Genomic DNA, 21,559 nt, shown 5'->3' with positions numbered 1-21,559 from the left:
TCAGTTGCTCTCGTGCCAGGTGCGGCCGTCGCGCTCGATCAGCGCGATCGAAGCGGACGGACCCCAGGTGCCGGCGGTGTAGCCCTGCGCGTCCTGGCGGGCATTTTCCCAGGCGTTCTGGATCGGGTCGATCCATTTCCAGGCCGCCTCGACCTCGTCGCGGCGCATGAACAGCGTCTGGTTGCCGCGGATCACGTCCATGATCAGCCGTTCATAGGCATCCGGCGCGCGGCCCTGGAACTGCTGCGCGAAGCTCATGTCGAGCGAGATCTGGCGCAGGCGCATGCCGCCCGGGCCCGGATCCTTGATCATGATATACTGTTTGACGCCCTCGTTCGGCTGCAGGCGGATGACCAGCTGGTTGGCGAAGATCGGCCCGGCGCTGTCGCCGTTGAAGATCGAATGCGGGATCGGCTTGAACTCGATGACGATCTCGGAAACGCGCGACGCCAGCCGCTTGCCGGTGCGCAGGTAGAACGGCACGCCGGCCCAGCGCCAGTTGGCGATTTCGGCCTTGATGGCGACAAAGGTCTCGGTGTTGCTTTCGGCGCCGAGCTCCTCGACGTAACCCTTTACCGGGCCGCCGGCGGAAGCGCCGGCACGGTACTGGCCGCGCACGGTCTGCTTCGGCGCTTCGGTGCCGTTGATGCGCTTCAGCGCGCGCAGCACTTTCAGCTTCTCGTCGCGCACGGCGTCCGCATCCATCGAGGACGGCACTTCCATGGCGACGAGGCAGAGCAGCTGCAGCATATGGTTCTGCACCATGTCGCGCAGCGCGCCGGCCTTGTCGTAATAGGTGACGCGGTCCTCCAGGCCGACGGTCTCGGCCACGGTGATCTGCACATGGTCGATATGGGCCGAATTCCACAACGGCTCGTAGAGCGCGTTGGCGAAACGCAGCGCCATCAGGTTCTGCACCGTCTCCTTGCCGAGATAGTGGTCGATGCGGAAGATCTGGCTTTCGTCGAAATCGTCGCCGACCAGGTCGTTCAGTGCCCTGGCGGAAGCGAGATCGCGGCCGATCGGCTTCTCCACCACGATGCGCGAGCTCGGCGTGATCAGCTTGTGTTGCTTGAGCTGGTCCGAGATGGCGCCGAACAGCGATGGCGAAACCGCCATGTAGAAAGCGCGGATCGCCTTGGAATCGCCGATCGCCTTCTTCAGTTCGTCGAAGCCGGTGCCGCTGGTGGCATCGGCCGGCACGTAGGAAAGGCGGGCAAGGAAGATGCCCAGCTCCTTGGCGTCGATATCGGCTGCCGCAACATGGCTCTCGATCGCCTTCTTGGCGAAGGCGCGGAATTCATCGTCGCTCATCTTGGTGCGCGACGTGCCGATGATCCTGGTCGGCTCTGAAAACTGGTGGTCGCGCTGGCGATAATAGAGTGCCGGCAAGAGCTTGCGTTCCGACAAATCGCCGGTGCCGCCGAAAATGATGAAGTCGAACGGGTCGACGGGGATGATCTGGCTGGTCATGCTTCGTCCGATCTCGCGCTACCTTCGCCCGTCACCCGGCTGGGTCAGGCCGTTGGTCATGATGCGCTAACAACACTGCCGCCATGCGACGGATGTCCATATAATCTAATCGATTTAATTTGACTAGGGTTATGGTGTCACAGCATCGTGTTGGAGACTGGTCCAGCACGGGTACTGTTCATTGCGCAATAGTGCCGCCACTATCACGGCCTGCCGAGATAGGGCGCATTTGCTGGAAGGCCACGGGAGACTTTGCAATGGACGGACATCTTTCGAGCTCGGTTGCGGAAGGCCGCAGCTTTCGCCAGATCATCGGCGGCAAGGCGCTCGATGCGGTTTCCGGGCTGCGCATTGATGTGGTCAGCCCATCGGACGGCCAGGTCTTCGCTTCGATCCCGGCGTCCGGTCAGGCCGACGTCGATCTGGCCGTGGCCAGTGCACGGCATGCCTTCGAGGACGGTCCCTGGGCGAAGATGCCGGCGGTCGAACGCGGCCGCTGCCTGACCCGGCTGTTCCATCTGGTCGAGAAACACGGCGCCGAGCTCGCGGCGCTGGAATCGCGCGATACCGGCAAGCCGGCCAGGCAGGGCAAGGCCGATGTCGGCGCAACCATGCGGTATTACGAATTCTATGGCGGCGGCGCTGACAAGATCCACGGCGACACCATTCCGTTCCTGGATGGATACACTGCGCTTACACTGCGCGAACCGCATGGCGTGGTCGCCGGCATCATTCCGTGGAACTACCCCCTGCAGATCCTGGCACGTGTCGCCGGTGCAGCACTTGCCATGGGCAACACCCTGGTGGTGAAGCCGGCCGAGGATGCCTCTCTTACCACCATCCGCATGGCGGAACTGGCGCTGGAAGCGGGAATCCCGGAAGGCGTCTTCAATGTCATCACCGGCTATGGCCGCGAGGCGGGCGCGCTTCTGTCTGGCCATCCCGATGTCGACTATGTCACCTTCACCGGTTCGCCGGCCACCGGCACGGCGATCCAGCAGGCGGCGGCGATGCACAATCGCGGCGTCACCATGGAGCTCGGCGGCAAGTCGCCGCAACTGGTGTTTGCCGATGCAGACCTGGAAAAGGCCGTGCCGGTGCTGGTCAACGCCATCATCCAGAATGGTGGCCAGACCTGCTCTGCCGGCAGCCGCGTGCTGGTGGAGCGGCCGGTCTATGACGAGGTCGCCAGGGCGCTTGCGGAACGCTTCTCGAAGCTGGTCGCTGGTCCGCACGATGCCGATCTCGATCTTGGCGCGCTGATCAACCCGCGCCAGCAGGCGCGAGTCGCCGGCATGGTGGCCGATGCTGAAAAGGCCGGCATTCCCGTACTGGCGCGCGGTTCAGTCGACAAGAATGCACCGGCCAGCGGCTATTATTTCGCGCCGGCGCTGTTCGGCTCGGTCGACCCTGCCTCAACCATCGCGCAGGAGGAGGTGTTCGGCCCGGTGCTTACCCTCTTTGCTTTCGACAGCGAGGACGAAGCGGTCAGGCTCGCCAACGGTACCGAATTCGGCCTCGTCGCCGGCATCTGGACCCGGGACGGCGCACGCCAGCATCGGCTGGCCAAACGGGTGCGCTCCGGCCAGGTGTTCGTCAACGGCTACGGCGCCGGCGGCGGCATCGAACTGCCTTTCGGTGGTTTCAAGCGCTCCGGCCACGGCCGCGAGAAGGGCTTCGAGGCGCTGTACGACATGTCGGCGACAAAGACGGTCGTCTTCAATCACGGGTAGAGCAGTTCCTGGAAAAATGTGTAACAGTTTTCCATCCGGAATTGCGTAAAAACAAGGAGTTAGAGCGTTTCCGCGTTTCCGCGAAAAACGGAAACACTCTAGGGTGAATTCAGCGCTTTGGTATCGGCGGTTGGGGCGGCCATCTCCCGCTGACGGGAATTTCTGCACAAGGACAAGACATGCGTTTGAAAGACAAGGTTGCCATCATCACCGGCGCTGCTTCCGGATTCGGCGAGGGCATGGCCAGGCGCTTTGCCGAGGAGGGAGCCAAGGTGGTGGTGGCAGACCTGAACGCGAGGGGCGCCGAACGCGTCGCCGCCGAGATCGGATCCGCGGCGATCGCCGTCGCCAGTGACGTCTCCAGCCGCTCTGAAGTCGAAGAGATGGTCTACGCCGCCAAGAACACTTTCGGCCGCGTCGACATCATGGTCAACAACGCCGGCTATACCCACCGCAATGGCGACATGCTGGCGGTGGACGAGGCGACTTTCGACCTGATCACCGCCGTCAACATGAAGGCGATCTATCACGCCACGGTCGCAGTGGTGCCGATCATGGAACGACAGGGCGGCGGCGTCATCCTGACCACGGCCTCGACCGCCGGCCTGCGCCCGCGTCCGGGCCTGACCTGGTACAACGCCTCCAAGGGTTGGGCGATCACCGCCACCAAGTCGATGGCGGTGGAACTGGCGCCCAAGAACATCCGCGTCAACTGCCTCTGCCCCGTTGCCGGCGAAACCGGCATGCTGGCCCAGTTCATGGGTGAGGACACGCCTGAGCTGCGCGCGAAGTTCCGTGCTTCCATTCCGCTCGGTCGCCTGTCGACACCGCTCGACATCGCCAACGCCGCTTTGTGGCTGGCTTCCGACGAGGCCGAATTCATCACCGGCGTCGCGCTGGAGGTGGATGGGGGACGGTGTATCTGAGGGCGCGCTTCCCTTCTCCCCCTTGCGGGAGAAGGTGAGACAATGCTCACCCGCGGTTGAGGAAGCCCTGATAGATCCAGCCGCGCTTGTTCTGGTAGACGATCTCGCACCATTTGTGCTTGCCGCACGAGATCACGTCGACGCTGGCCTTGGCCGGCACCGTGGCGATGACGCCAGCGCCTTTCTTCGGGCCTGAACGCATCGTCACCGAGCGCAGGATCGTTCCGTTGCCACTCGCCGTGGCGGGGGTCGCATCCTGCTGGGGTTCCTCTGCTGCCGGAATGCCGGCGGTCAATTCCGCCTTTGCCTTCGCGGGCTTTGCCTGTGGCACCGGCGCTGCCTTGGCCAATACGGCTTCGGCAGGTGAGCTTGTATCTTCCGGCTCGGCAAACGCCTGTTCGGTGGTGGGCTCGTCTTCGGCGTCGTCCGCGTCGTCTTGGCCGGGCTTGGCGACCACGACCGATTTGGCGGCTTCCTGGATCGCGGCAGCCGTCTGCGGCTTTGGCGTATTGGAAGGTGCTGCGCTTGCTGCTGCGGTCTGGATGGCGGTCGGCTTGACCTGTGCGCCCTTCGCTGTGGTGGCTGCTGGCTCGGGATTGGCGGGCTTCTGTTCCGCAACCTGTGCGGGCTCGGCACTTTGCTCGGAAGCCGCGGCCTCCGAGGCGACGGGATGCTTGGCGAAAGCCTGCCGTTCGCCCGATGGCAACGCCAGCCACAGTGCGGTGCCGGCTACGCTGAGCAGCGCCATGGTGCCGACGGCCGCGATCACCAGATGGGAGTGGGCTCCGACTTTCTGCCAGAAGGACGGCTTTGTATTGTAGCCGAACTGCATCGAAATGCGGTGCGGCTTGGACGCTCCGAAACCGAGCGGCCGTTTCAAGACGGCCTCCGTTGGGCGCTTTGGGCTGGATAGCCTGAGGTGTCGACGGTCCCGCGGTCAGCGAAACAAAACTGAACCAACTTGAGCATCTGAGGTTCTGGTTACCCCTGAACACGGCCGACGTTCTTTGATCATGGGCAGCGCCTTGATCAGCGTCGGTCCCGAAATCCCTCCAGGCGGTACGAAGCTTTGACTTCGCAATGCCCAGCCTGGATCATCTGGCAGACGATTGTGGCATCTATGCGCCTTTCAAGCTTAAACGACAACCGTTCCACCCAAACTTATATGCAGATTTTGCCATGGGAGCCGGTTCGGACGCCTTTTGCGCGGAATTTAGTAAGTTTAAACTTACATATTTGGCATGATTTCGCGAATCAGTTCGTCGCTCGGAAGCGCAGAGGCGAAGCAGGCTGTCTCCGGTTGTTCGCTGCAATGTCCGTGTAATCTAGCAGGGTTAGCAGCCGGGCAGGGACGCCAAACGGGATTCGCCATGCCTTCTCATGTCATTCGTGCTGCATGCACAACTGCCGCCTTTGCTGCGGCGACCTTTCTTGTCGGCTGCGCTTCCGACATCATGAAGAATTATGTCGGCCGTCCGATCTCGGAGGTCATCATCGACTATGGCCCGCCATCGACCGTGCTCGATCTCAGCCGTGATGAGCGTGCCTACCAATGGCGCAAGGTCTCGACCAATGTGGTGGCGGGCTCGACCAGCGGCGAGATCAAGGACACAAGGCGCGGCACGCGTTACGAAGAGACGGTGACGCCGGGTTATGTCGAAGAGCAGGAGTGTTTCTACACATTCTACGCGCGTCGCTGGGGTCAGGGCTGGTATGTCACCAGCTTTCGCAAGCCGAAGCTGGAATGTGAGTAAGGGTTTTTGACGTTTCTGCGTCGCCTGACGGCCAGAGCCGTAGGCGGCGCAAACCCAGAGCATGGGTGAGAGGGACAATGCGTATTCTGCTGCTCGAGGACGAGCCGGAGATGGCTTCCGTGCTGAAGACGGCGCTGGAGCGCCGGCATGTCATTGTCGATCATGTCGCAACCATCGCCGACGCCGAGGCCGCGGCTGCCTTCGGTCCCTATGATGCGCTGGTTCTCGACCGGCGGCTGCCGGACGGCGAGGGGCTTGATCTGATCCCGAAGCTGCGGGCCAGCCGCGTCGACGCGCCGATCCTGATGCTGACGGCGCTTGGCGGGCTGGACGACCGTGTCGCCGGGCTCGACGGCGGCGCCGACGATTATCTGGCCAAACCTTTTGCTGTCGAGGAACTGATGGCGCGGCTGCGTGCCCTGCAGCGCCGGCCGTCGACCCTGCGCTCCGAACTCATCGTGGTTGGGCGCCTGACCTATGATTTCCATCATCGCGAAGCAATGGTGAACAACAAGCCGCTCGAACTGCTGCGCCGCGAACAGCTGGCCCTGGAGGCCTTGATCCGCCGGCCTGGGCGTGCGGTGCTGCGCTCGACGCTGGAGGAATCGGTCTACGCCATGGATGACGAGATCGGCTCGAACGCCCTGGACTCCCACCTCTCGCGCCTGCGGCGCAAACTCGACGAGGTCGATGCCGGCGTCGAGATCCGGGCAATCCGCAATCTCGGCTATCTGTTGCGTGCCGTGACATGAAAAGGAGGCCGCGTCCGCGTTCGCTGCAATGGGTGCTGGTGCGCAGGCTGATCCTGCTGCAGGCCGCCATGCTGCTTGTCTTCCTCGGCTTGCTCACCCTGGTGCTTTTCATCGCGCAGCCGCGCCTGCTGGTCGACAATGAAGAGGCCGCCGTTATCGTCGGCGAGGCGTTGAGCCGTGATGGCAATGGTCAACTGGTGCTCAGGGAGACCGAGGAGCTCAAGCGGTTCCGCCAAAGTTTTCCGAACCTCTGGTTCGTGGCGCGTGACCAGAACGGCCAGGAATTGCATCGCGGCAATGTGCCTGCGGTCTACGCTGGCGGCGGCGACGGCTTGCTGAGACAAGTCGATCGTGCCGCCCTGAATTTTGCGCAGAACGATCTGCGTCCGGCAGCCACTTACGCCAATCTGGATACGCCGGCCGGCCGCGTCGGCGTGATCGCTTCCACCTTGTCCTCGCGCGCCGAGAACGATGGCGTCGAGGTCAATATCGACCTGCAGATTGAGCTCGCGCGCTATGCCGACGGTACCACCAACTGGCTGCGCGTCGGCCCGATCCTGGTTATCCTCACGATCGTGCTGCTGTTGCCGATCGTCGTCGTCATGGGCTTCACCACGCTGGTGACGACGCCGGCGGTCGTGCGCCGTTCACTCGCCGGGCTGGTGGCCACCGCCGAGGAAGCCAGTGCCATCGACATCGACAACCGTGCCGTGCAACTGCCGACCGAACGCGTGCCACAGGAGGTGGCGCCGCTGGTGCAGGCGTTCAATCGTGCACTCGCCCGGCTCGGCGAGGGTTACGAGAAGCGTAATCGTTTCCTTACAGATGCAGCGCATGAATTGCGCACCCCGATCGCCATCATGCGCACGCGCGCCGAGCTGCTGCGCGAGGATCCGGAGAGCCGCAAGCTGCTGAAGGACATCGAGCGTCTGTCGCATCTGGCGCAGCAATTGTTGGACAGCCAGGTGATCGATCACTCCGCTGGCCAGCGCGAAGTGGTCGACCTGGTCGATCTCGCCAGGAACCTGGCCGCCGATTTCGCGCCGCTGGCGCTGGAGGCCGGTTATGAACTGTCCTTCGAGCCGGCCGAGGGCAAGGTGCCGGTCAACATCCGGCAGCAGCAGATCGAGCGTGCGGTCGCCAATCTTCTGCGCAACGCCATCGAACATGGCGGCGGTTCAGGCACCATCACCGTTCTCGTCGACGACAAGGGCGGGCTGGAGATCCACGACGAAGGGCCGGGCATCCCGCAGGCGGAGCGGGAGCGCGTGTTCGAACCGTTCTACCGGCTGCGGCCGCGCTCCACCGGAGCGGGGCTTGGCCTCAACCTTGTCCGCGAGATCGCGCGGCTGCATGGCGGCACCATCGAAATCCTCGATGGCGTCTGGACAGGCACGCATATCCGGCTGCAACTGCCGCTGGCAGAAAGGCCAGCGGTCAAATCCGGTCGCGCAATGCGAACCAGTTGAGTGCGAGGAACAGCAGCGGCGCGCGGAAGCGGCGCCCGCCAGGGAAGGGCGGTATCTTCAGCTCCTCGATCAGCTTCAGACGATCGCGATTGCCCGACACCGTCTCGGCATAAAGCTTGCCGAAGAAGTTCGACAGCATGACGCCGTGGCCGGAATAGCCGCCGATGGAAAGGACATTCGGCATCACTTCGCGCACGAAGGGCTTGCGTGGCACGGTGATGCCGACATAGCCGCCCCAGCCATGCGTGATCTCGACATCCTTCAGGGCGGGATAGATCTCGGTGATCTGCTTGCGGATGTGGATGTGGATGTCCTTCGGGTCGTTGACCGCATAGACCTCGCGTCCGCCGAACAGCAGGCGGTTGTCCTTCGACTTGCGGAAATAGCGCACCACGAAGCGGGAATCGTCGACCGACTCCCCGCCTGGCAGCACCTTCAGTTCATCGCCCAGCGGCACGGTGGCGCCGATGAAGGAGCCGATCGGCATGATATGCGACGCACTGACCGGTTCGAGGTCGCCGCAATAGGCGTTGGCGGCAAGCAGGCATTTGTCGGCGGTGATCGTGCCGCGCGCCGTCGTCACCTTCACCTTGCCACCCTGCGCCGAGATGTTGGTGGCCTGCGTGTTTTCGAAGATATGCGCGCCGGCGGCCGCGGCCGCGCGTGCCGTGCCGATCACCAGCTTCAGCGGATGGATGTGGCCGGTGCCGCTGTCCCGGCTGCCGCCGTGATAAAGTGTGGAGCCGAGCCGCTCGGCGGTCTCCCTGGCGTCCATGAATTTGATGTGCGGATAGTTGAAGCGCGTTGCCATGATCTCGGCATGCGCCTTGTAGTCGTCGACATAGCGCGGCTTGTGCGCCACCGACAACTGGCCGGGCACGTAGTCGATCTCGATGCCGTTGGCGGCGGAGAAGTCGAGGAGATGCGCCTTGGCTTCCTCGGCAAGGTCGAACAGCGCCCTGGCGCGCGTGAGGCCGTATTCGCTTTCCAGCTCTTCCGCCCAGGCGCGCTGGCCCGTGCCCATCTGGCCGCCATTCCGGCCGGATGCGCCGTCGCCGAAACGATAGCTTTCGATCAGCACCACATTGGTGCCGGCCTTGGCCAGATGCACGGCGGCCGAGAGGCCGGTGAAGCCGCCGCCGATGATGACGACATCGGCCTGCCGGTCACCGTCCAGCAAGGGATATTCAGGGCGCGGACCGGCGCTGTCCTCATACCAGGAGCGGCCGGGGGAAATGGGAGATTGGTAGGGCATGGAGGCTTTCGGAAGCAGGGCAGTAAGGGATTAGGGCAGTATGGCAGTAGCCCAGCTAATCCTCGGACAATTTCCGCATCAGCAGCCGCAAGAGTTTTCCGACACTTTCGCTCCCGACAAGCAATGGGTCTATCGAAGATTGCGTTGCAAGACCAACGCGTTGCGAGATCAAGAGATGCGTTTCCAATTCCTTCAGCGATCCCTGTGCAATACGCAGAAACTGCAGGTACGAGCCGCGATTTTCGCGCCCGTAACCTTCCGCGATGTTTGCGGCGACGGACACCGCCGCCCGCCGCACTTGGCTGGTCAAACCGTAGATTTCTTCCTTCGGCCACCCCCTTGTCGTTTCGTAGGACAAGACGGCCAAATCCATTGCCTGCTGCCAGATCACCAGATCGCGGTATGACCGAATCTCACTTGGCACGTTCGTCCCCCAGTCGCCGTACCACTGCCCTATTCCCCTACTGCCTTACTCCCCTAAACATTGAGCAGCAGATACTCCCGCTCCCAAGGGCTGATCACTTCCATGAAGGTCTCGAATTCCGCGCGCTTGATCGCCGCATAGGTGGCGGCGAAGGTGCGGCCGAGCATGGCGGCCAGCTCCTCGTCGCCCTCGAACAGGTCGACGGCTTCGAGCAGGCCGCGCGGCAGGTCGATCTCGTCCTCATTGGCCGTGGTCAGCACCGGCGGCTCGGCCTGCAGCTTGTTGTTGATGCCGATCAGGCCGCAGGCCAGCGACGCGGCGAGCGCCAGATAGGGGTTGGCGTCCGACGACGGGATGCGGTTTTCAACACGGCGCGCGTTCGGGTCCGAACGCGGCACGCGGAAGGCGGTGGTGCGGTTGTCGTAACCCCATTTGTTGTTGACCGGGGCCGATGCTGCCTGGGTGAGGCGGCGGTAGGAGTTCACATAGGGCGCGAACATCACCAGCGCGTTCGGCACATGCTTCTGCATGCCGCCGATGAAATGGAAGAAGGCTTCCGTCTCGGTGCCGTCTTCCGCAGAGAAGATGTTCCTGCCGGTCTTCTTGTCGACGATCGACTGGTGGATGTGCATGGCCGAACCCGGCTGGCCCTGGATCGGCTTGGCCATGAAGGTCGCGTAGACGTCGTGCTTCAACGCTGCCTCGCGCAAGGTGCGCTTGAACAGGAAGACCTGGTCGGCGAGTTCGATCGGGTCGCCATGGCGCAGGTTGATCTCGAGCTGGCCCGCACCTTCCTCATGGATCAGCGTGTCGATCTCGAGGCCCTGCGCCTCGGAGAAGTGGTAGATGTCGTCGATCAGCTCGTCATATTCGTTGACGCCGGCAATGGAATAACCCGAGCCACCGGCGATCGGCCGGCCCGAGCGGCCGACCGGCGGGGTCAGCGGATAGTCCGGGTCCGGGTTCTTGCGCACCAGGTAGAATTCGATCTCGGGCGCGACAACCGGCCTCAGTCCATGGCGGTCATAGGCGGCGACCACGCGCTTCAGAACGTTGCGCGGCGTGAATTCGACGGCACGGCCGTCCTGATGGACGAGGTCGCAGATGACGGCGGCGGTCGGGTCTTCTTCCCACGGCACGGCGGTCAGCGTCGAAAGGTCGGGCACCAGCTTCAGGTCGCCATCGTCCTCCGGATATTCGAAACCGTTGCCGTCTTCCGGATACTGGCCGGAAATCGTCATCATGAACGGTGCGGAAGGCAGCGCCAGCGAGGTGTTCGAGGTGAATTTGGACGACGGCATCATCTTGCCGCGGGCAACACCGGCCTGGTCGGGTGTGATGCATTCGATGTCTTCGATGCCCCGCGATTCCAGCCAGACGCTCGCCTCCTTGAAGCTCTTCACTCCCCTGAGATTTTTCAGAAAGGCAGGCGCGCGGGTTCGCGTCCCCCGGCTCGACGGACGGACTTCCTTCTTGGCAGGCGGCATCAATCACCAGATTGTGGTTGCAGATTACCGAGTATAGCCGTGGCCCCGGAAGGAAGAAAAGGGGGGCTCATGCCGGTTTTTGCTGGCCCATACGTTCCAAATGGCTGGTTTTGGGCCGTTTTTGGTCCGATCCGCCAGTGCGCGTCGGGTTACGATCGGGCGCATGCCGCTAGAGCGTTTCCGTTTTTCACGGAAACGCGGAAACGCTCTAAGTTCTGTTTTCGCCGCATTTTGTAACGCCAAGTGATGCCACTTGACTACAAAATGCTCTGTCGCAAAACCACTGCACACATGGCGCGACATGCTTTAAATCAGCATCATGGCCAGCCTCACCACCATTGGTTTCGATGCCGACGACACGTTGTGGCAGAACGAGCAGTTCTTCCGATTGACGGAGCGTCATTTCGCCGAACTGCTTTCCGATCACGCCGAGAAGGAGCATCTGCTGGAGCGGCTGCTGGAAGCTGAAAGGCGCAACCTTGGCATCTATGGTTTCGGCATCAAGGGCTTCACGCTGTCGATGATCGAGACGGCGATCGACGTCACCGGCGGCAAGGTGCCGAGCGAAGTCATCGGCAGGATCCTGGCGGCCGGGCGCGAGATGCTGAGCCACCCGATCGAGACGCTGCCGCATGTGCATGACACGCTGGAACTGCTGGCCGGGCACTACCGGCTGGTGGTGATCACCAAGGGCGACCTGTTCGACCAGGAGCGCAAGCTCGCCCAGTCCGGTCTCGGCGATTTCTTCCAGGCCGTCGAGATCGTCTCCGACAAGTCGCGCCCGACCTATGAGCGCATCTTTGCGCGTCATGGCGATGGCGCCGAGCATGCGATGATGGTCGGCAATTCGCTGAAATCGGACGTCGTCCCCGCAATCGAGGCCGGCAGCTGGGGCGTTTTCGTTCCGCACGAGCTGACCTGGGTGATCGAGCATGTCGAAGCGCCGAAGGCTGCGCCACGCTTCCGCGAGATCAGCCATCTTGGCGAGTTGCCTGGACTGCTTTCCGAGATCGGCTGATGGCCGGCCGTATTTAGCGCGGCTGCCTGGCGCTGCTCTTCAGCGTCTCGATGATCTGCTGCAGCCGATCTGGTGTGATCGGCTTGGCCACCACGAAATCCACCGTGCGCGGCAGGGCAAGGCTCTCCACCGTTCCCGTGCGGTTGGAAAGGAAGACAACGCACGGTGCTGATCTGCCCATCATGCCGCGGATAGCCACAACACCTGAAAGCACCGCATCGCAATCGCTGTTTTCCGGTCCGCCATCCAGCACCACGGCTCCGGGAATGACATCCGTCAGGGCCGACGGCGCCGTCTCGGGTGATTCCGCGATCGCCTTCAGCCCGCTCTGCTCGATGATCCTGCAAACGACGATGCGGTTGATCGGTGATCGGCTGACGACCAGAACCTTGCTGAAATCCAGCCTCGGGCCGCCCCTGGCCGGGCGGATTCGTCAACAACCGTCATATCGTTCTCGTCTCGTTGCAGGAGAATGGACGCGCCCTGCGTGTCCAAATTCAATGCTAGGTTGTACCTTGACGAGAGAATGGGTTGAGCCCTTCGCTCGTGTCAAGCGTACGGCTGTACTAGCCGGCCTGTTTGCACATCACAATAATATTAGTGGTAACTATGCAACTAAAGTCGCAGGCCTTTGCCCGATAAAAGCACGCCTGAAACAAAAAACCGCCGCGCGATGAATCGCGCGGCGGTTTTTTGCTTGCAGTTGGTAAGTCTTGACTTTCTTCAGCCGTGACTTTGCTGGGTGACGATCACCGGGATCAAAAGATCACCCCAGTTGCCGTCACCGCCATGGTGGCGGGCCGAACGGACCAGCTCGACCGAAACGCCAGCTTCGACAGCCTTCATGACCGACTGGTTGAGACGGTGCAGGTCGTTGGCGACGATGCGGATCACCGCCTGCTGGTCGGCGCTCATGGTGGTGGCCTGTTCCTCGGCTCTTTCCTTGACACGGGTACGCGGTGCCATCGTTCTTCTCCTCGAATGTTCCTTCGCCTTCTCGGCGGTTCCTCTGTTGCCGCCCCGGCACCTTGGCGCCGGGGATAAGATGCAGGCCGGCTTACTCGGCGGCCGGGCGGAACTGTTCGTGCTCGGTCGACTCGTGCATGGCGGTGGTCGACGACTTGCCGCCGGTGATCGCCATCGAGACGGCATCGAAGTAGCCGGTGCCGACTTCGCGCTGGTGCTTGGTTGCGGTGTAGCCGTTGGCTTCGGCCGCGAATTCCGCTTCCTGCAGCTCCGAATAGGCCGCCATCTGCCGATCCTTGTAGCCGCGGGCCAGTTCGAACATGCCGAAGTTGAGCTGGTGGAAGCCAGCCAGCGTGATGAACTGGAACTTGTAGCCCATCGCGCCCAGCTCGCGCTGGAACTTGGCGATCGTGGCGTCGTCGAGGTTCTTCTTCCAGTTGAACGACGGCGAGCAGTTGTAGGCCAGCTTCTTGCCGGGATGTGCCTTGTGTACCGCTTCCGCGAACTTCCTGGCCTGGGCGAGGTCCGGCTTGCCGGTTTCCATCCAGATCAGGTCGCAATGCGGTGCATAGGCGATGGCGCGGGCGATACAGGGCTCGATGCCGTTCTTGACCTGGTAGAAGCCTTCCACCGTGCGGCCGGCATCCTTGTCGACGAAGGGCTGGTCGCGCTCATCGATGTCGGAGGTCAACAGCTTGGCGGCCTCGGCGTCGGTGCGGGCGACGATCAGTGTCGGCACGCCCATGACGTCGGCGGCAAGCCGCGCGGCATTCAGGTTGCGGATGTGCGCCGCGGTCGGGATGAGAACCTTGCCGCCGAGATGGCCGCACTTCTTTTCCGATGCCAGCTGGTCCTCGAAATGAACGCCCGCGGCGCCGGCTTCGATGAAGGCCTTCATGATCTCGAAGGCATTCAACGGTCCGCCGAAACCGGCTTCCGCGTCGGCGACGATCGGCGCGAACCAGGTATCGACCGAAAGGCCCTTGCCTTCGGAGGTCTCGATCTGGTCGGCGCGCTGCAGCGTGCGGTTGATGCGCTTGGCGAGTTCCGGCGCGGCATTGGCCGGATAGAGCGACTGGTCCGGATACATGGCGGAAGCCGTGTTGGCATCCGCCGCGACCTGCCAGCCCGACAGATAGATCGCCTTGAGCCCGGCGCGGACCATCTGCATGGCCTGGTTGCCGGACAGCGCGCCGAGCGCATTGACGAAGTCTTCCTCGTGCAGGAGCTTCCACAGGCGGTTCGCGCCCATTTCGGCAAGGCTGTGCTTGATCTGCACGGAGCCACGCAGCCGCTTCACATCCTCCGGCGAATAAGGACGCTCGATGCCGTCGAACCGGCCTTCAGCGGCCGAAGGGACGAGGTTGTAAAAATCGGTCATTGTCTGCTCCGCTTCACAAATTGCGTTTCGCGAAACCGCCCTGTGTTCGTTCGTGGATGGCGATCTCCCTGTGACTTGATTTACATTGCGGTGCGAAATCAGCCCAGTGAATTCGGGATTTTGGTTGAAAAATAAGGGAAAACCTGTGTTGTGTTTGACAATGCTGCGCTGTAAATTTGTAAATGATGTAAAGGGCGGTGAAGGCCGCACTCGCATGATTTCGATGTCAAGTTTTGTAAAATGGCTTCGGCGGCATGGCTGAACAGAAGATCTTCGCGGGGCCGCGCATTCGTCGCATCCGCAACCAGAAGGGGCTGACCCAGACGGCGATGGCCGAGGGGCTGGGCATTTCGCCATCCTATCTCAACCTGATCGAGCGCAACCAGCGACCGCTGACGGTCCAGCTCATCCTCAAGCTTGCTTCCGTCTACAAGGTCGAGCCGGACGAGCTGCAAGGCGAGGCGCGCGGTTCGATCTCTGCCTTGCGGGAAGTCTTCACCGATCCTCTGCTGGCAGGCGAACTGCCGGGAGACGGGAACTGGTCGAGATCGCCGAAGCCGCTCCCAATGCGGCGGCGGCCGTCATCAAGCTGTTCCGCGCCTATCGCGAGCAGGCCGAACGCCTGTCGGACCTGACCGAGCTGCTCGCCCGCGAGGGCCACACCACGGCCCTTTCGGGCGCGCGTCTGCCCATAGACGAGGTGCACGAGGTGTTCGAGCGGCGGCAGAACCATTTCCCGACGCTCGAGGAAGAGGCCGAGGCCTTCACGACGTTGCTCGGCCCTGGCGACGACCTGTTCGGTGCGCTGAAGGAATGGCTGCGGCGCGAGCATGGCATCGTCGTCAAGGTGCTTCCCGTCGCCACCATGCCCAACTGGCGCCGCCGCTACGATCGCCATTCGCAGCGTCTGTTCCTGTCGGAGCGGCTGTCGCCTTTCGACCAACTGCGTGAGGTGGCGATGGAGGCAAGCCTCATCCGCATGCAGGTGGCGGTGGCGGCCGAGATCGCGGCGCTCAAACTGTCGTCGGACGAGGCCAGGCGGCTCGCCCGCTTCGAACTCGGGCGCTACGCCGCGCATGCGCTGATGATGCCGTACCAGGCCTTCCTCTCCGCCGCCCAGCGCGCCCGCTACGACGTCGATGTGCTGCGTTCGCGCTTCAGCGTCTCCTTCGAGCAGGCCGCCAACCGGCTGACCATGCTGCAGCGCGCCGGCGCTTCCGGTGTGCCGTTCTTCATGCTCGAGGTCGACAATGCCGGCAACCGCTTCCGCCGCGCCGGCGCGCAGGGTTTTCCGCACAACCGTTTCGGCGGCGGATGCCCCAAATTGCCGGTCCATGCCGCCTTCACCCAGCCAGGCCAGATCTTCGTCGAGGCGGTCGAGATGCCGGACGGCGCCGAGTTCCTCACCGTCGCGCGCACGCTGGAGGGGCCGCAAGGCGCCTTTTCGGAACGGCCGCGCCGCACCGCCATCCTGCTTGGCTGCGACATCGCCTTCCGCGACGAGATCGTCTACGGCGCAGCGCTTCCCGCGCTGGCGCTTGGCGGCAAGAGCGGCGTGGTGAAGGCAACGCCGGTCGGTCCCGCCTGCCGGCTGTGCGAACGCTCCGGCTGCCTGTCGCGCGCCGAGCCGCCGGTCACGCGTCCACTTGGGCTCGACGAAATGGTGACCGGCCTGAGCGCTTTCGATTTCCAGTAGCGAAACCGCCGGTATTCGAGCAGGGCCTAAAAAATTTGGCGTCACCCTGTCGCCGCTGCTTGTTGGGTTTGGCGCAAGGCCCACAACGCAGCCCGAGAAACACGGCAATGTCGTAATTACGCAAGTCTTCGCCGCAATACCTCAGACGGTACAGTTCAAAACCGAGCCACCTCTCTAAACTCGGGGAGCGGCGCTTGGGAGTGTACGGATGAAAGGGACGCGGTCGAAATTGCCACCCCTGAACGCAATCCGTGCGTTCGATGCGATAGCTCGGCAGGAAAGCATGTCGAAAGCTGCGCTCGAACTGGGGATTTCGCCCCCATCTGTAACCCATCACCTTCAGACGCTTGAAGAGTTCCTGGGGACGAAGCTCATCGCACGAACGACGAACTCGATTGCATTGACGCCGCAAGGGCGCATGTATTCGGATGCAATTCGACCGGGCTTTGACATCCTGATCAACGCTACCGACAGTTTGATGCGGCACGAAGTGGCCGGGCCACTGCGCATCACGTGCGTTCCGACACTTGCAATCTCATGGCTTGCGGAGCAGTTGGCCGCACTTGAGCTCCGCTTGCCGGGGCTTCATATCCAGTGTGATTTTTCGCCCGTTCCGCTGAGTTTCGATCGCAACACGATAGACTTCGCGATCCGCTACGGAAGCGGAGATTACGCGGATGCGGATTCCGAATTGCTCTTCATCGATAAGATCGCCCCGGTGTGTACACCTGAAACGGCTCGTCTCATCGGGAATGTGGATGACTATCTGAAAATCACCCGGTTGCCGACGCCGGAATCGACGCCGGAAGGTCGTTCGATGTGGTACTATTGGGCGAAGTCCTTTTACAGCGAGGAATACGCCCAGAAATTCGAGGTCTCATTCGGACATGCTGTGAAAGGCTCGAGATTCACGGTCGAAGTGCTCAAGGTGAGCCAATGCGTCGCCATAATGGATTACGTAACTGTCGGCGAGGAAGTTCGACGCGGCAACCTGGTGAGCCCGTTTGACCAGTGGGTCAATGCGCCCTACGCCTACTACCTCCTCACGCCAAAGAGACGCTCGCAGCGAGAAGCGACAAAACAGCTCAAAGCCCTGCTGAAGCGCACCGTGAACCAGATTACGCGGCCCTGACACGTTGATCACCCAACCATCCGCGTCAAGCGTCTGGCAAAGGGGCAGGCAGGGCTATGCCGAAGCTACGATTGAGTTCCTTGCCGTTTCATTTCTGGTCGCCGAAGCCACCGTGACTGCCGGTCTTCGGTACACCAGATTGGGTGCGGTCATTGTATCCGCCAGCACATCCGCGAAGTCGTCGTCGATATTCGTGAGGCCTATGTTTCGCGCAGCGAGCCATTCGTCGTTGTAGATGCTGTCCAGGTACTTGGTTCCACTGTCGCAGGCCAAGGTAACGATCTTGGAGCCGCGCGGCGCATCCCGCGCAATCCGGAGAGCTTCAAAGACGGCACCGCCCGTGGATCCGCCGACGAGGAGGCCGTGCTTGCGTGCGAGGTAACGGCAGACCGAGAACGCAGCGCCGTCATTGACCTTCCGGCCATGGTCGATCACGTCATAATCTATCACCAGGCCAACGTCGGCCCCTGCGGGGGTGCCGGTGCCGGATTGATGGTAGACGTGGCCCGAGCCGCCAAAGACAACGCTGCCGGCAGGCTCGACGCCGATCACCCTCAGGGCAGGCAGTGTGCGACGAAGTGCCCGAGCCGTCCCACAGAGGGATCCACCCGTGCCGATGGCGGAGACGAAATGGGTGATGCTCGGTCCGATATCCCTGAGAAGTTCGGCAGCCAGACTTTCATATCCGTCGCCGTTGGCCGGGTTGTTATGTTGTTCCGTCCAATGGACACCCTCTTTGAGGGACATCTCCCTGGCCAGGCTGTCACGCATGCCGGTTGCCAGTGTTCCGTCTGGATTGCCCACAACGATCACCTCGCCTCCCAGGGCCCGGACTGTGTTGATCTTGTCCGGACTGGCATGGTGATCCATCAGCGCGGTGAACTTCATGCCCATCACCGCCGAGATCATCGAAAGCCCGCTTGCCGTATTTCCCGAGGAGGACTCCACAACCTCGGGCGGTGCTCCATGCTCGCCATGCGGCAGGTTCCGTATCATGCTCAGGGCCATCCGGTCCTTCATGGAGCCGGTCGGATTGAACATCTCCAGCTTGATGAAGAGGCTGACCTCGCCACCTCTCAATGCGATGTGGAGAACAGGTGTGTTGCCGATTGTTTCCAGAATGTTCTCAACGATCATTTTTCATTCCTCCCTCGATCCCTGTTCGTCCAGGTGGATCGCCCAGCCATTGCTTTTGCGGATAGCGGCAAGTTTTCTTGGGAGAGGAATTTGATGGAACGTGCTTTCGTTGGAATCCATCTGATATCCGGCCGTGTTCACGAAGACGACGAGATCACCCACCGATATGCCGTTGGCGGGCCGGATGCCGCGCTTTCGGATGACGTCGGATTCCAGGCAGCTTCTCCCAACCAGATATGTATGCAGATCGGCCGTTTTTGGCACCCGATCACCAACATTGATGACGACGGGTTCAGGCACGAAGTCACTGCCGAACCATATTTCGGACAATGAAAATGACATGCCATCGAGCACGGCGATCTGGCTGTTCTCGTCCCGCGCTTTCAGCTCGATCACGCGAAAGGCGGTCACGCCGCACTGATCGAGCAGTGACCGACCGGGCTGCAGCAGGATCGGGATGTCCTCCGCCTCGAGAAAGGCAAGTTCGGCCGGATCCGCCAGCACGGTCTCGACCACCGTGGCCGCATGAAAGAGGCCATGGGGCTCGGCTGCATAAGGGTAGGTTCCGGAAGCGCAGCTGCCCGACCAGAGAGGGCCGTGGTTGTAGGTATCTCGATCGAGATCTGCCAGGTAACGCAGCGGGAAGCCGCCACCAATATCGATGCCACAGCACCGAAACCCCGCGGCGTGACTTTGGCGAGCCAACCGCAGGCAGCGGCGCAATTCCCTGACGCGGGAGGGTATTTCGTAGTCGTTGACGTGGAAGGAGTAACCCACCTGCTCGACACCGGCCACTTTTAGCAGGTTCAGACACTCCTGGATCTGGTCCGGGGTCATTCCGAAGCGGGATCCGGCCTCCGATTCGGGCCGCAATCTCAGAAACAGTCGTCCCGGATCTCCGGCCCATCCGGCGACGTCCAGGAGCCGTCGAAGCTCTTCGATGCAGTCCACATGAATGGCGATCGCGTGCTTCAGACAAAGCGCGATCTCGTGCTTCGTTTTTGCCGGCCCGGTCATCGCCATGTCGCGCACGGAAACCATGTTGAGGAAGGCCGACATGATCTCCTGCGTGGATGAAACGTCAGCGCCGGCGCCGGCCTTCGCAAATGCCCGAAGAAGCGCCGATGACTTGCAGGATTTGAGGGCGAACTGGATCCTGCATGATCCATAGGCCCTCCCGAGCAGGTCCGCCCACTGCCGACAGTTCTCGCTGGCCTGGGCGGGAAACACCACGTGCAAGGGGGATCCGAAGCAGGATACCCATTCCGACAGCACCATCTTCTCCGCGAGGAGTTCTTGAACCTGGCTGCTGATGAGAGGGGTTGTCTGGGCGTCCATGCTCGCTACGGGTCCTCACATCAAGGTGTCCAGGGCGATTCCGCAGGTCGGAATTTGGGGATCCAGGCGATGCCGCGTGGACTTGAACCCGAGAAGCTTTCCGGAAAGCCCGGCCTCGTAGATCCTGTTCGTGTCGAATGAGGCCTCATCCTCCCATGAGGTGACGGAAAGCCTGGGGTCCTCGTAGGAAAGCAGGATGCAAGGCACTTTTCTGAGCGACAGCTGGCGCGCGCAATACAGCCGATGGTGGCCATCCATGACGAGCGAGTGTTTGAGCTCCACCAGGAGCGGACGCGTCCAGACGGAGTCGCGGGAGATGGCCTTTGAGAGCGACATCGCCCGGTCGAGATTGATCTCCTCCGTGGGTCTGAGTTCTTCGAGTCCCAACATGACTATGTGGTATTCCGATAAGGTGGCGGATACGAAGTTCATGGCGAATGCCTCCAGGTAACAGGCAGTAATCAGGGTCGTGTCGAGCGTCTTCGGCGGAAGTGAAATTGCCCTCAATGCTCACGCGCGCTTCCGGAAGCGGAATGGCAGCAAGGTTTTGCTGGAACCGATCTAGCTGATGGACGGCGCAGGATTGCGGTAGCGAAAATCCTCGACCCACTCCGCCAGTGAGTGTTTGCGGGCGGCATACTCCGGACACTCGGACATCAGGATTGCGTGGCACTCCGGGAAGGAGCGCGTGGAGACCGCCGGAAAGAGGTGGTGGAACAGATGGTAGGAGTCGTTCCGCGGGAAGATCAGCCATTGGATGAATGCACTCTCGACCACGTAGTTTCGGGCCTTGTCGATGTCATCCTCGTTCTGCAGGAGCCCGGCGTGATCCATGATGTCGGTGGCGTAGCCGATGGCAGGCAGAACGACGCAAAGCGGTACGATCCAGAATGCGACGACAATGATGGCAACGGGATTCAGCACCACGAGACCGCCGACTGCGGCAAGAAGAGAGCCGACATAGATCAGGCGCGCGATTTTCCAGGGCAGGCTCTCATTGCTCCCCAGAAACGTGCGGCCGGTATAAGCTAGGATCGTCTCGGCAACAAAAAAGCGGCGCAGGTAATGGAGCCAGCGGGACGATGTCAGCGGCTCATGGAAATTGAACTTCGCAGTGTCCGCAAATTCCCGGTCCCGCTCATAGTCTCCCGTGTACTGATGATGGGTGATGTGATCTCGACGATAGTTGGCGAAGGAGTAGAGAAGCAGGATGGAAAGGAGGCGGCCGATCGCCTCGTTCCAGGCCCGATCGTTGACGAACCCGCCATGGCTGCACTCATGGATGATGTTGCCGAAGCATCTCATGCGCATGCCGATCATCGCGATCGCGATCCAGTAGACTGCAACGAACGCCAGCCAGGAGTGCTGCAGGATCAGAAGGGGCACCAGGACGCAGGATGCGATCGCGGTCATTTCGACGAGAAGAATAAGTGTTGCTTCGGCTCGGCTGTTTTTCTTCGAAAGATGCATAAATTTCTTGTTAAATCTGGCACGAATATCGCTTCCGTTAAGTGCCATTCTCTTTCCCCTCAACTTGAATAGAAAAGCGCGAGCATCACTGCAGACGATACTGCACCAACGAAGTAGGCACCCGTGATTCAATAAATTCATATGGACT

At 61.8% G+C, this 21,559-nt stretch carries 19 protein-coding genes and 1 pseudogene; 8 read left to right on the top strand and 12 right to left on the bottom strand.

The window, feature by feature from the left end:
• Positions 1–1,473, bottom strand: a complete 1,473-nt coding sequence (gene zwf, locus ACFJIU_RS20460) for a glucose-6-phosphate dehydrogenase (RefSeq protein ID WP_379062973.1) — start codon at positions 1,471–1,473, stop codon at positions 1–3.
• A gap of 257 nt (positions 1,474–1,730) precedes the next feature.
• Between zwf and ACFJIU_RS20455 the strand changes: the two genes are divergently transcribed.
• Both ACFJIU_RS20455 and ACFJIU_RS20450 read left to right on the top strand, forming a co-directional pair.
• A complete protein-coding gene (locus ACFJIU_RS20455) occupies positions 1,731–3,206 on the top strand; it encodes an aldehyde dehydrogenase family protein (protein WP_379062971.1) in 1,476 nt (491 codons plus the stop codon).
• Positions 3,207–3,385: 179 nt separating this feature from the next.
• Complete coding sequence (locus ACFJIU_RS20450; RefSeq protein ID WP_379062969.1) at positions 3,386–4,132, top strand: SDR family oxidoreductase; 747 nt, start codon at positions 3,386–3,388, stop codon at positions 4,130–4,132.
• 46 nt (positions 4,133–4,178) lie between these two features.
• Here ACFJIU_RS20450 and ACFJIU_RS20445 read toward each other — a convergent pair whose 3' ends face one another.
• On the bottom strand, positions 4,179–5,012 hold the full coding sequence (locus tag ACFJIU_RS20445) for an SH3 domain-containing protein (RefSeq protein ID WP_379062967.1): 834 nt from the start codon (positions 5,010–5,012) through the stop codon (positions 4,179–4,181).
• Between the two features lie 490 nt (positions 5,013–5,502).
• Between ACFJIU_RS20445 and ACFJIU_RS20440 the strand changes: the two genes are divergently transcribed.
• The 3 genes from ACFJIU_RS20440 to ACFJIU_RS20430 all read left to right on the top strand — a co-directional run bounded on the left by ACFJIU_RS20440 (position 5,503) and on the right by ACFJIU_RS20430 (position 8,107).
• Complete coding sequence (locus tag ACFJIU_RS20440; protein ID WP_379062966.1) at positions 5,503–5,886, top strand: hypothetical protein; 384 nt, start codon at positions 5,503–5,505, stop codon at positions 5,884–5,886.
• Between the two features lie 77 nt (positions 5,887–5,963).
• A complete protein-coding gene (locus ACFJIU_RS20435) occupies positions 5,964–6,638 on the top strand; it encodes a response regulator transcription factor (protein WP_379062964.1) in 675 nt (224 codons plus the stop codon).
• Positions 6,635–8,107: a sensor histidine kinase gene (locus ACFJIU_RS20430; RefSeq protein WP_379062962.1), complete on the top strand. Its 1,473-nt coding sequence runs from the start codon at positions 6,635–6,637 to the stop codon at positions 8,105–8,107. Before ACFJIU_RS20435 ends, ACFJIU_RS20430 begins: the two co-directional genes overlap by 4 nt.
• Here the strand turns inward: ACFJIU_RS20430 and ACFJIU_RS20425 are convergent.
• The 3 genes from ACFJIU_RS20425 to ACFJIU_RS20415 all read right to left on the bottom strand — a co-directional run bounded on the left by ACFJIU_RS20425 (position 8,076) and on the right by ACFJIU_RS20415 (position 11,273).
• Positions 8,076–9,362 (bottom strand): NAD(P)/FAD-dependent oxidoreductase, encoded by a 1,287-nt coding sequence (locus ACFJIU_RS20425; RefSeq protein ID WP_379062960.1) that lies wholly within the window; start codon positions 9,360–9,362, stop codon positions 8,076–8,078. The genes ACFJIU_RS20430 and ACFJIU_RS20425 overlap by 32 nt on opposite strands.
• Before the next feature lie 55 nt (positions 9,363–9,417).
• The gene (locus ACFJIU_RS20420; RefSeq protein ID WP_379073178.1) at positions 9,418–9,735 is read right to left on the bottom strand and encodes a four helix bundle protein; all 318 of its coding nucleotides are present in this window, start codon (positions 9,733–9,735) and stop codon (positions 9,418–9,420) included.
• Between the two features lie 104 nt (positions 9,736–9,839).
• Positions 9,840–11,273 carry a glutamine synthetase family protein gene (locus tag ACFJIU_RS20415; protein ID WP_326894008.1) on the bottom strand — a complete coding sequence of 478 codons (1,434 nt, stop codon included), beginning with the start codon at positions 11,271–11,273 and terminating at the stop codon, positions 9,840–9,842.
• Between the two features lie 319 nt (positions 11,274–11,592).
• Here ACFJIU_RS20415 and ACFJIU_RS20410 point away from each other — a divergent pair, with 319 nt between their 5' ends.
• Complete coding sequence (locus ACFJIU_RS20410) at positions 11,593–12,291, top strand: HAD family hydrolase (RefSeq protein WP_379062958.1); 699 nt, start codon at positions 11,593–11,595, stop codon at positions 12,289–12,291.
• A gap of 13 nt (positions 12,292–12,304) precedes the next feature.
• Here ACFJIU_RS20410 and ACFJIU_RS20405 read toward each other — a convergent pair whose 3' ends face one another.
• The 3 genes from ACFJIU_RS20405 to aceA all read right to left on the bottom strand — a co-directional run bounded on the left by ACFJIU_RS20405 (position 12,305) and on the right by aceA (position 14,638).
• A complete protein-coding gene (locus tag ACFJIU_RS20405; protein ID WP_379062956.1) occupies positions 12,305–12,544 on the bottom strand; it encodes a hypothetical protein in 240 nt (79 codons plus the stop codon).
• Between the two features lie 470 nt (positions 12,545–13,014).
• Entirely contained in the window at positions 13,015–13,257 is a 243-nt protein-coding gene (locus ACFJIU_RS20400) for a hypothetical protein (protein ID WP_024926069.1), read from the bottom strand.
• 91 nt (positions 13,258–13,348) lie between these two features.
• Positions 13,349–14,638 carry an isocitrate lyase gene (aceA, locus tag ACFJIU_RS20395; RefSeq protein WP_379062953.1) on the bottom strand — a complete coding sequence of 430 codons (1,290 nt, stop codon included), beginning with the start codon at positions 14,636–14,638 and terminating at the stop codon, positions 13,349–13,351.
• A gap of 254 nt (positions 14,639–14,892) precedes the next feature.
• On the opposite strand from aceA, the pseudogene ACFJIU_RS20390 reads away from it, so the two are divergent.
• Positions 14,893–16,334 (top strand): annotated as a pseudogene (locus tag ACFJIU_RS20390) (short-chain fatty acyl-CoA regulator family protein).
• 283 nt (positions 16,335–16,617) lie between these two features.
• On the top strand, positions 16,618–17,466 hold the full coding sequence (locus ACFJIU_RS20385; protein WP_379062951.1) for a LysR substrate-binding domain-containing protein: 849 nt from the start codon (positions 16,618–16,620) through the stop codon (positions 17,464–17,466).
• Positions 17,467–17,520: 54 nt separating this feature from the next.
• Here ACFJIU_RS20385 and ACFJIU_RS20380 read toward each other — a convergent pair whose 3' ends face one another.
• The 4 genes from ACFJIU_RS20380 to ACFJIU_RS20365 form a co-directional block, all read right to left on the bottom strand.
• Complete coding sequence (locus ACFJIU_RS20380) at positions 17,521–18,603, bottom strand: PLP-dependent cysteine synthase family protein (protein ID WP_379062949.1); 1,083 nt, start codon at positions 18,601–18,603, stop codon at positions 17,521–17,523.
• Between the two features lie 3 nt (positions 18,604–18,606).
• Entirely contained in the window at positions 18,607–19,941 is a 1,335-nt protein-coding gene (locus tag ACFJIU_RS20375; RefSeq protein ID WP_379062947.1) for a hypothetical protein, read from the bottom strand.
• A gap of 15 nt (positions 19,942–19,956) precedes the next feature.
• A complete protein-coding gene (locus ACFJIU_RS20370; protein WP_379062945.1) occupies positions 19,957–20,373 on the bottom strand; it encodes a hypothetical protein in 417 nt (138 codons plus the stop codon).
• Positions 20,374–20,502: 129 nt separating this feature from the next.
• On the bottom strand, positions 20,503–21,459 hold the full coding sequence (locus ACFJIU_RS20365) for a fatty acid desaturase family protein (RefSeq protein WP_379062943.1): 957 nt from the start codon (positions 21,457–21,459) through the stop codon (positions 20,503–20,505).
• Between the last annotated feature and the right edge of the window lie 100 nt (positions 21,460–21,559).

Origin of the sequence: Mesorhizobium sp. UC74_2, assembly GCF_042701485.1 — a bacterium.
In the GTDB taxonomy this organism is placed as follows: Bacteria; Pseudomonadota; Alphaproteobacteria; order Rhizobiales; family Rhizobiaceae; genus Mesorhizobium.
This window is presented reverse-complemented; position numbering and strand designations above follow the sequence as displayed.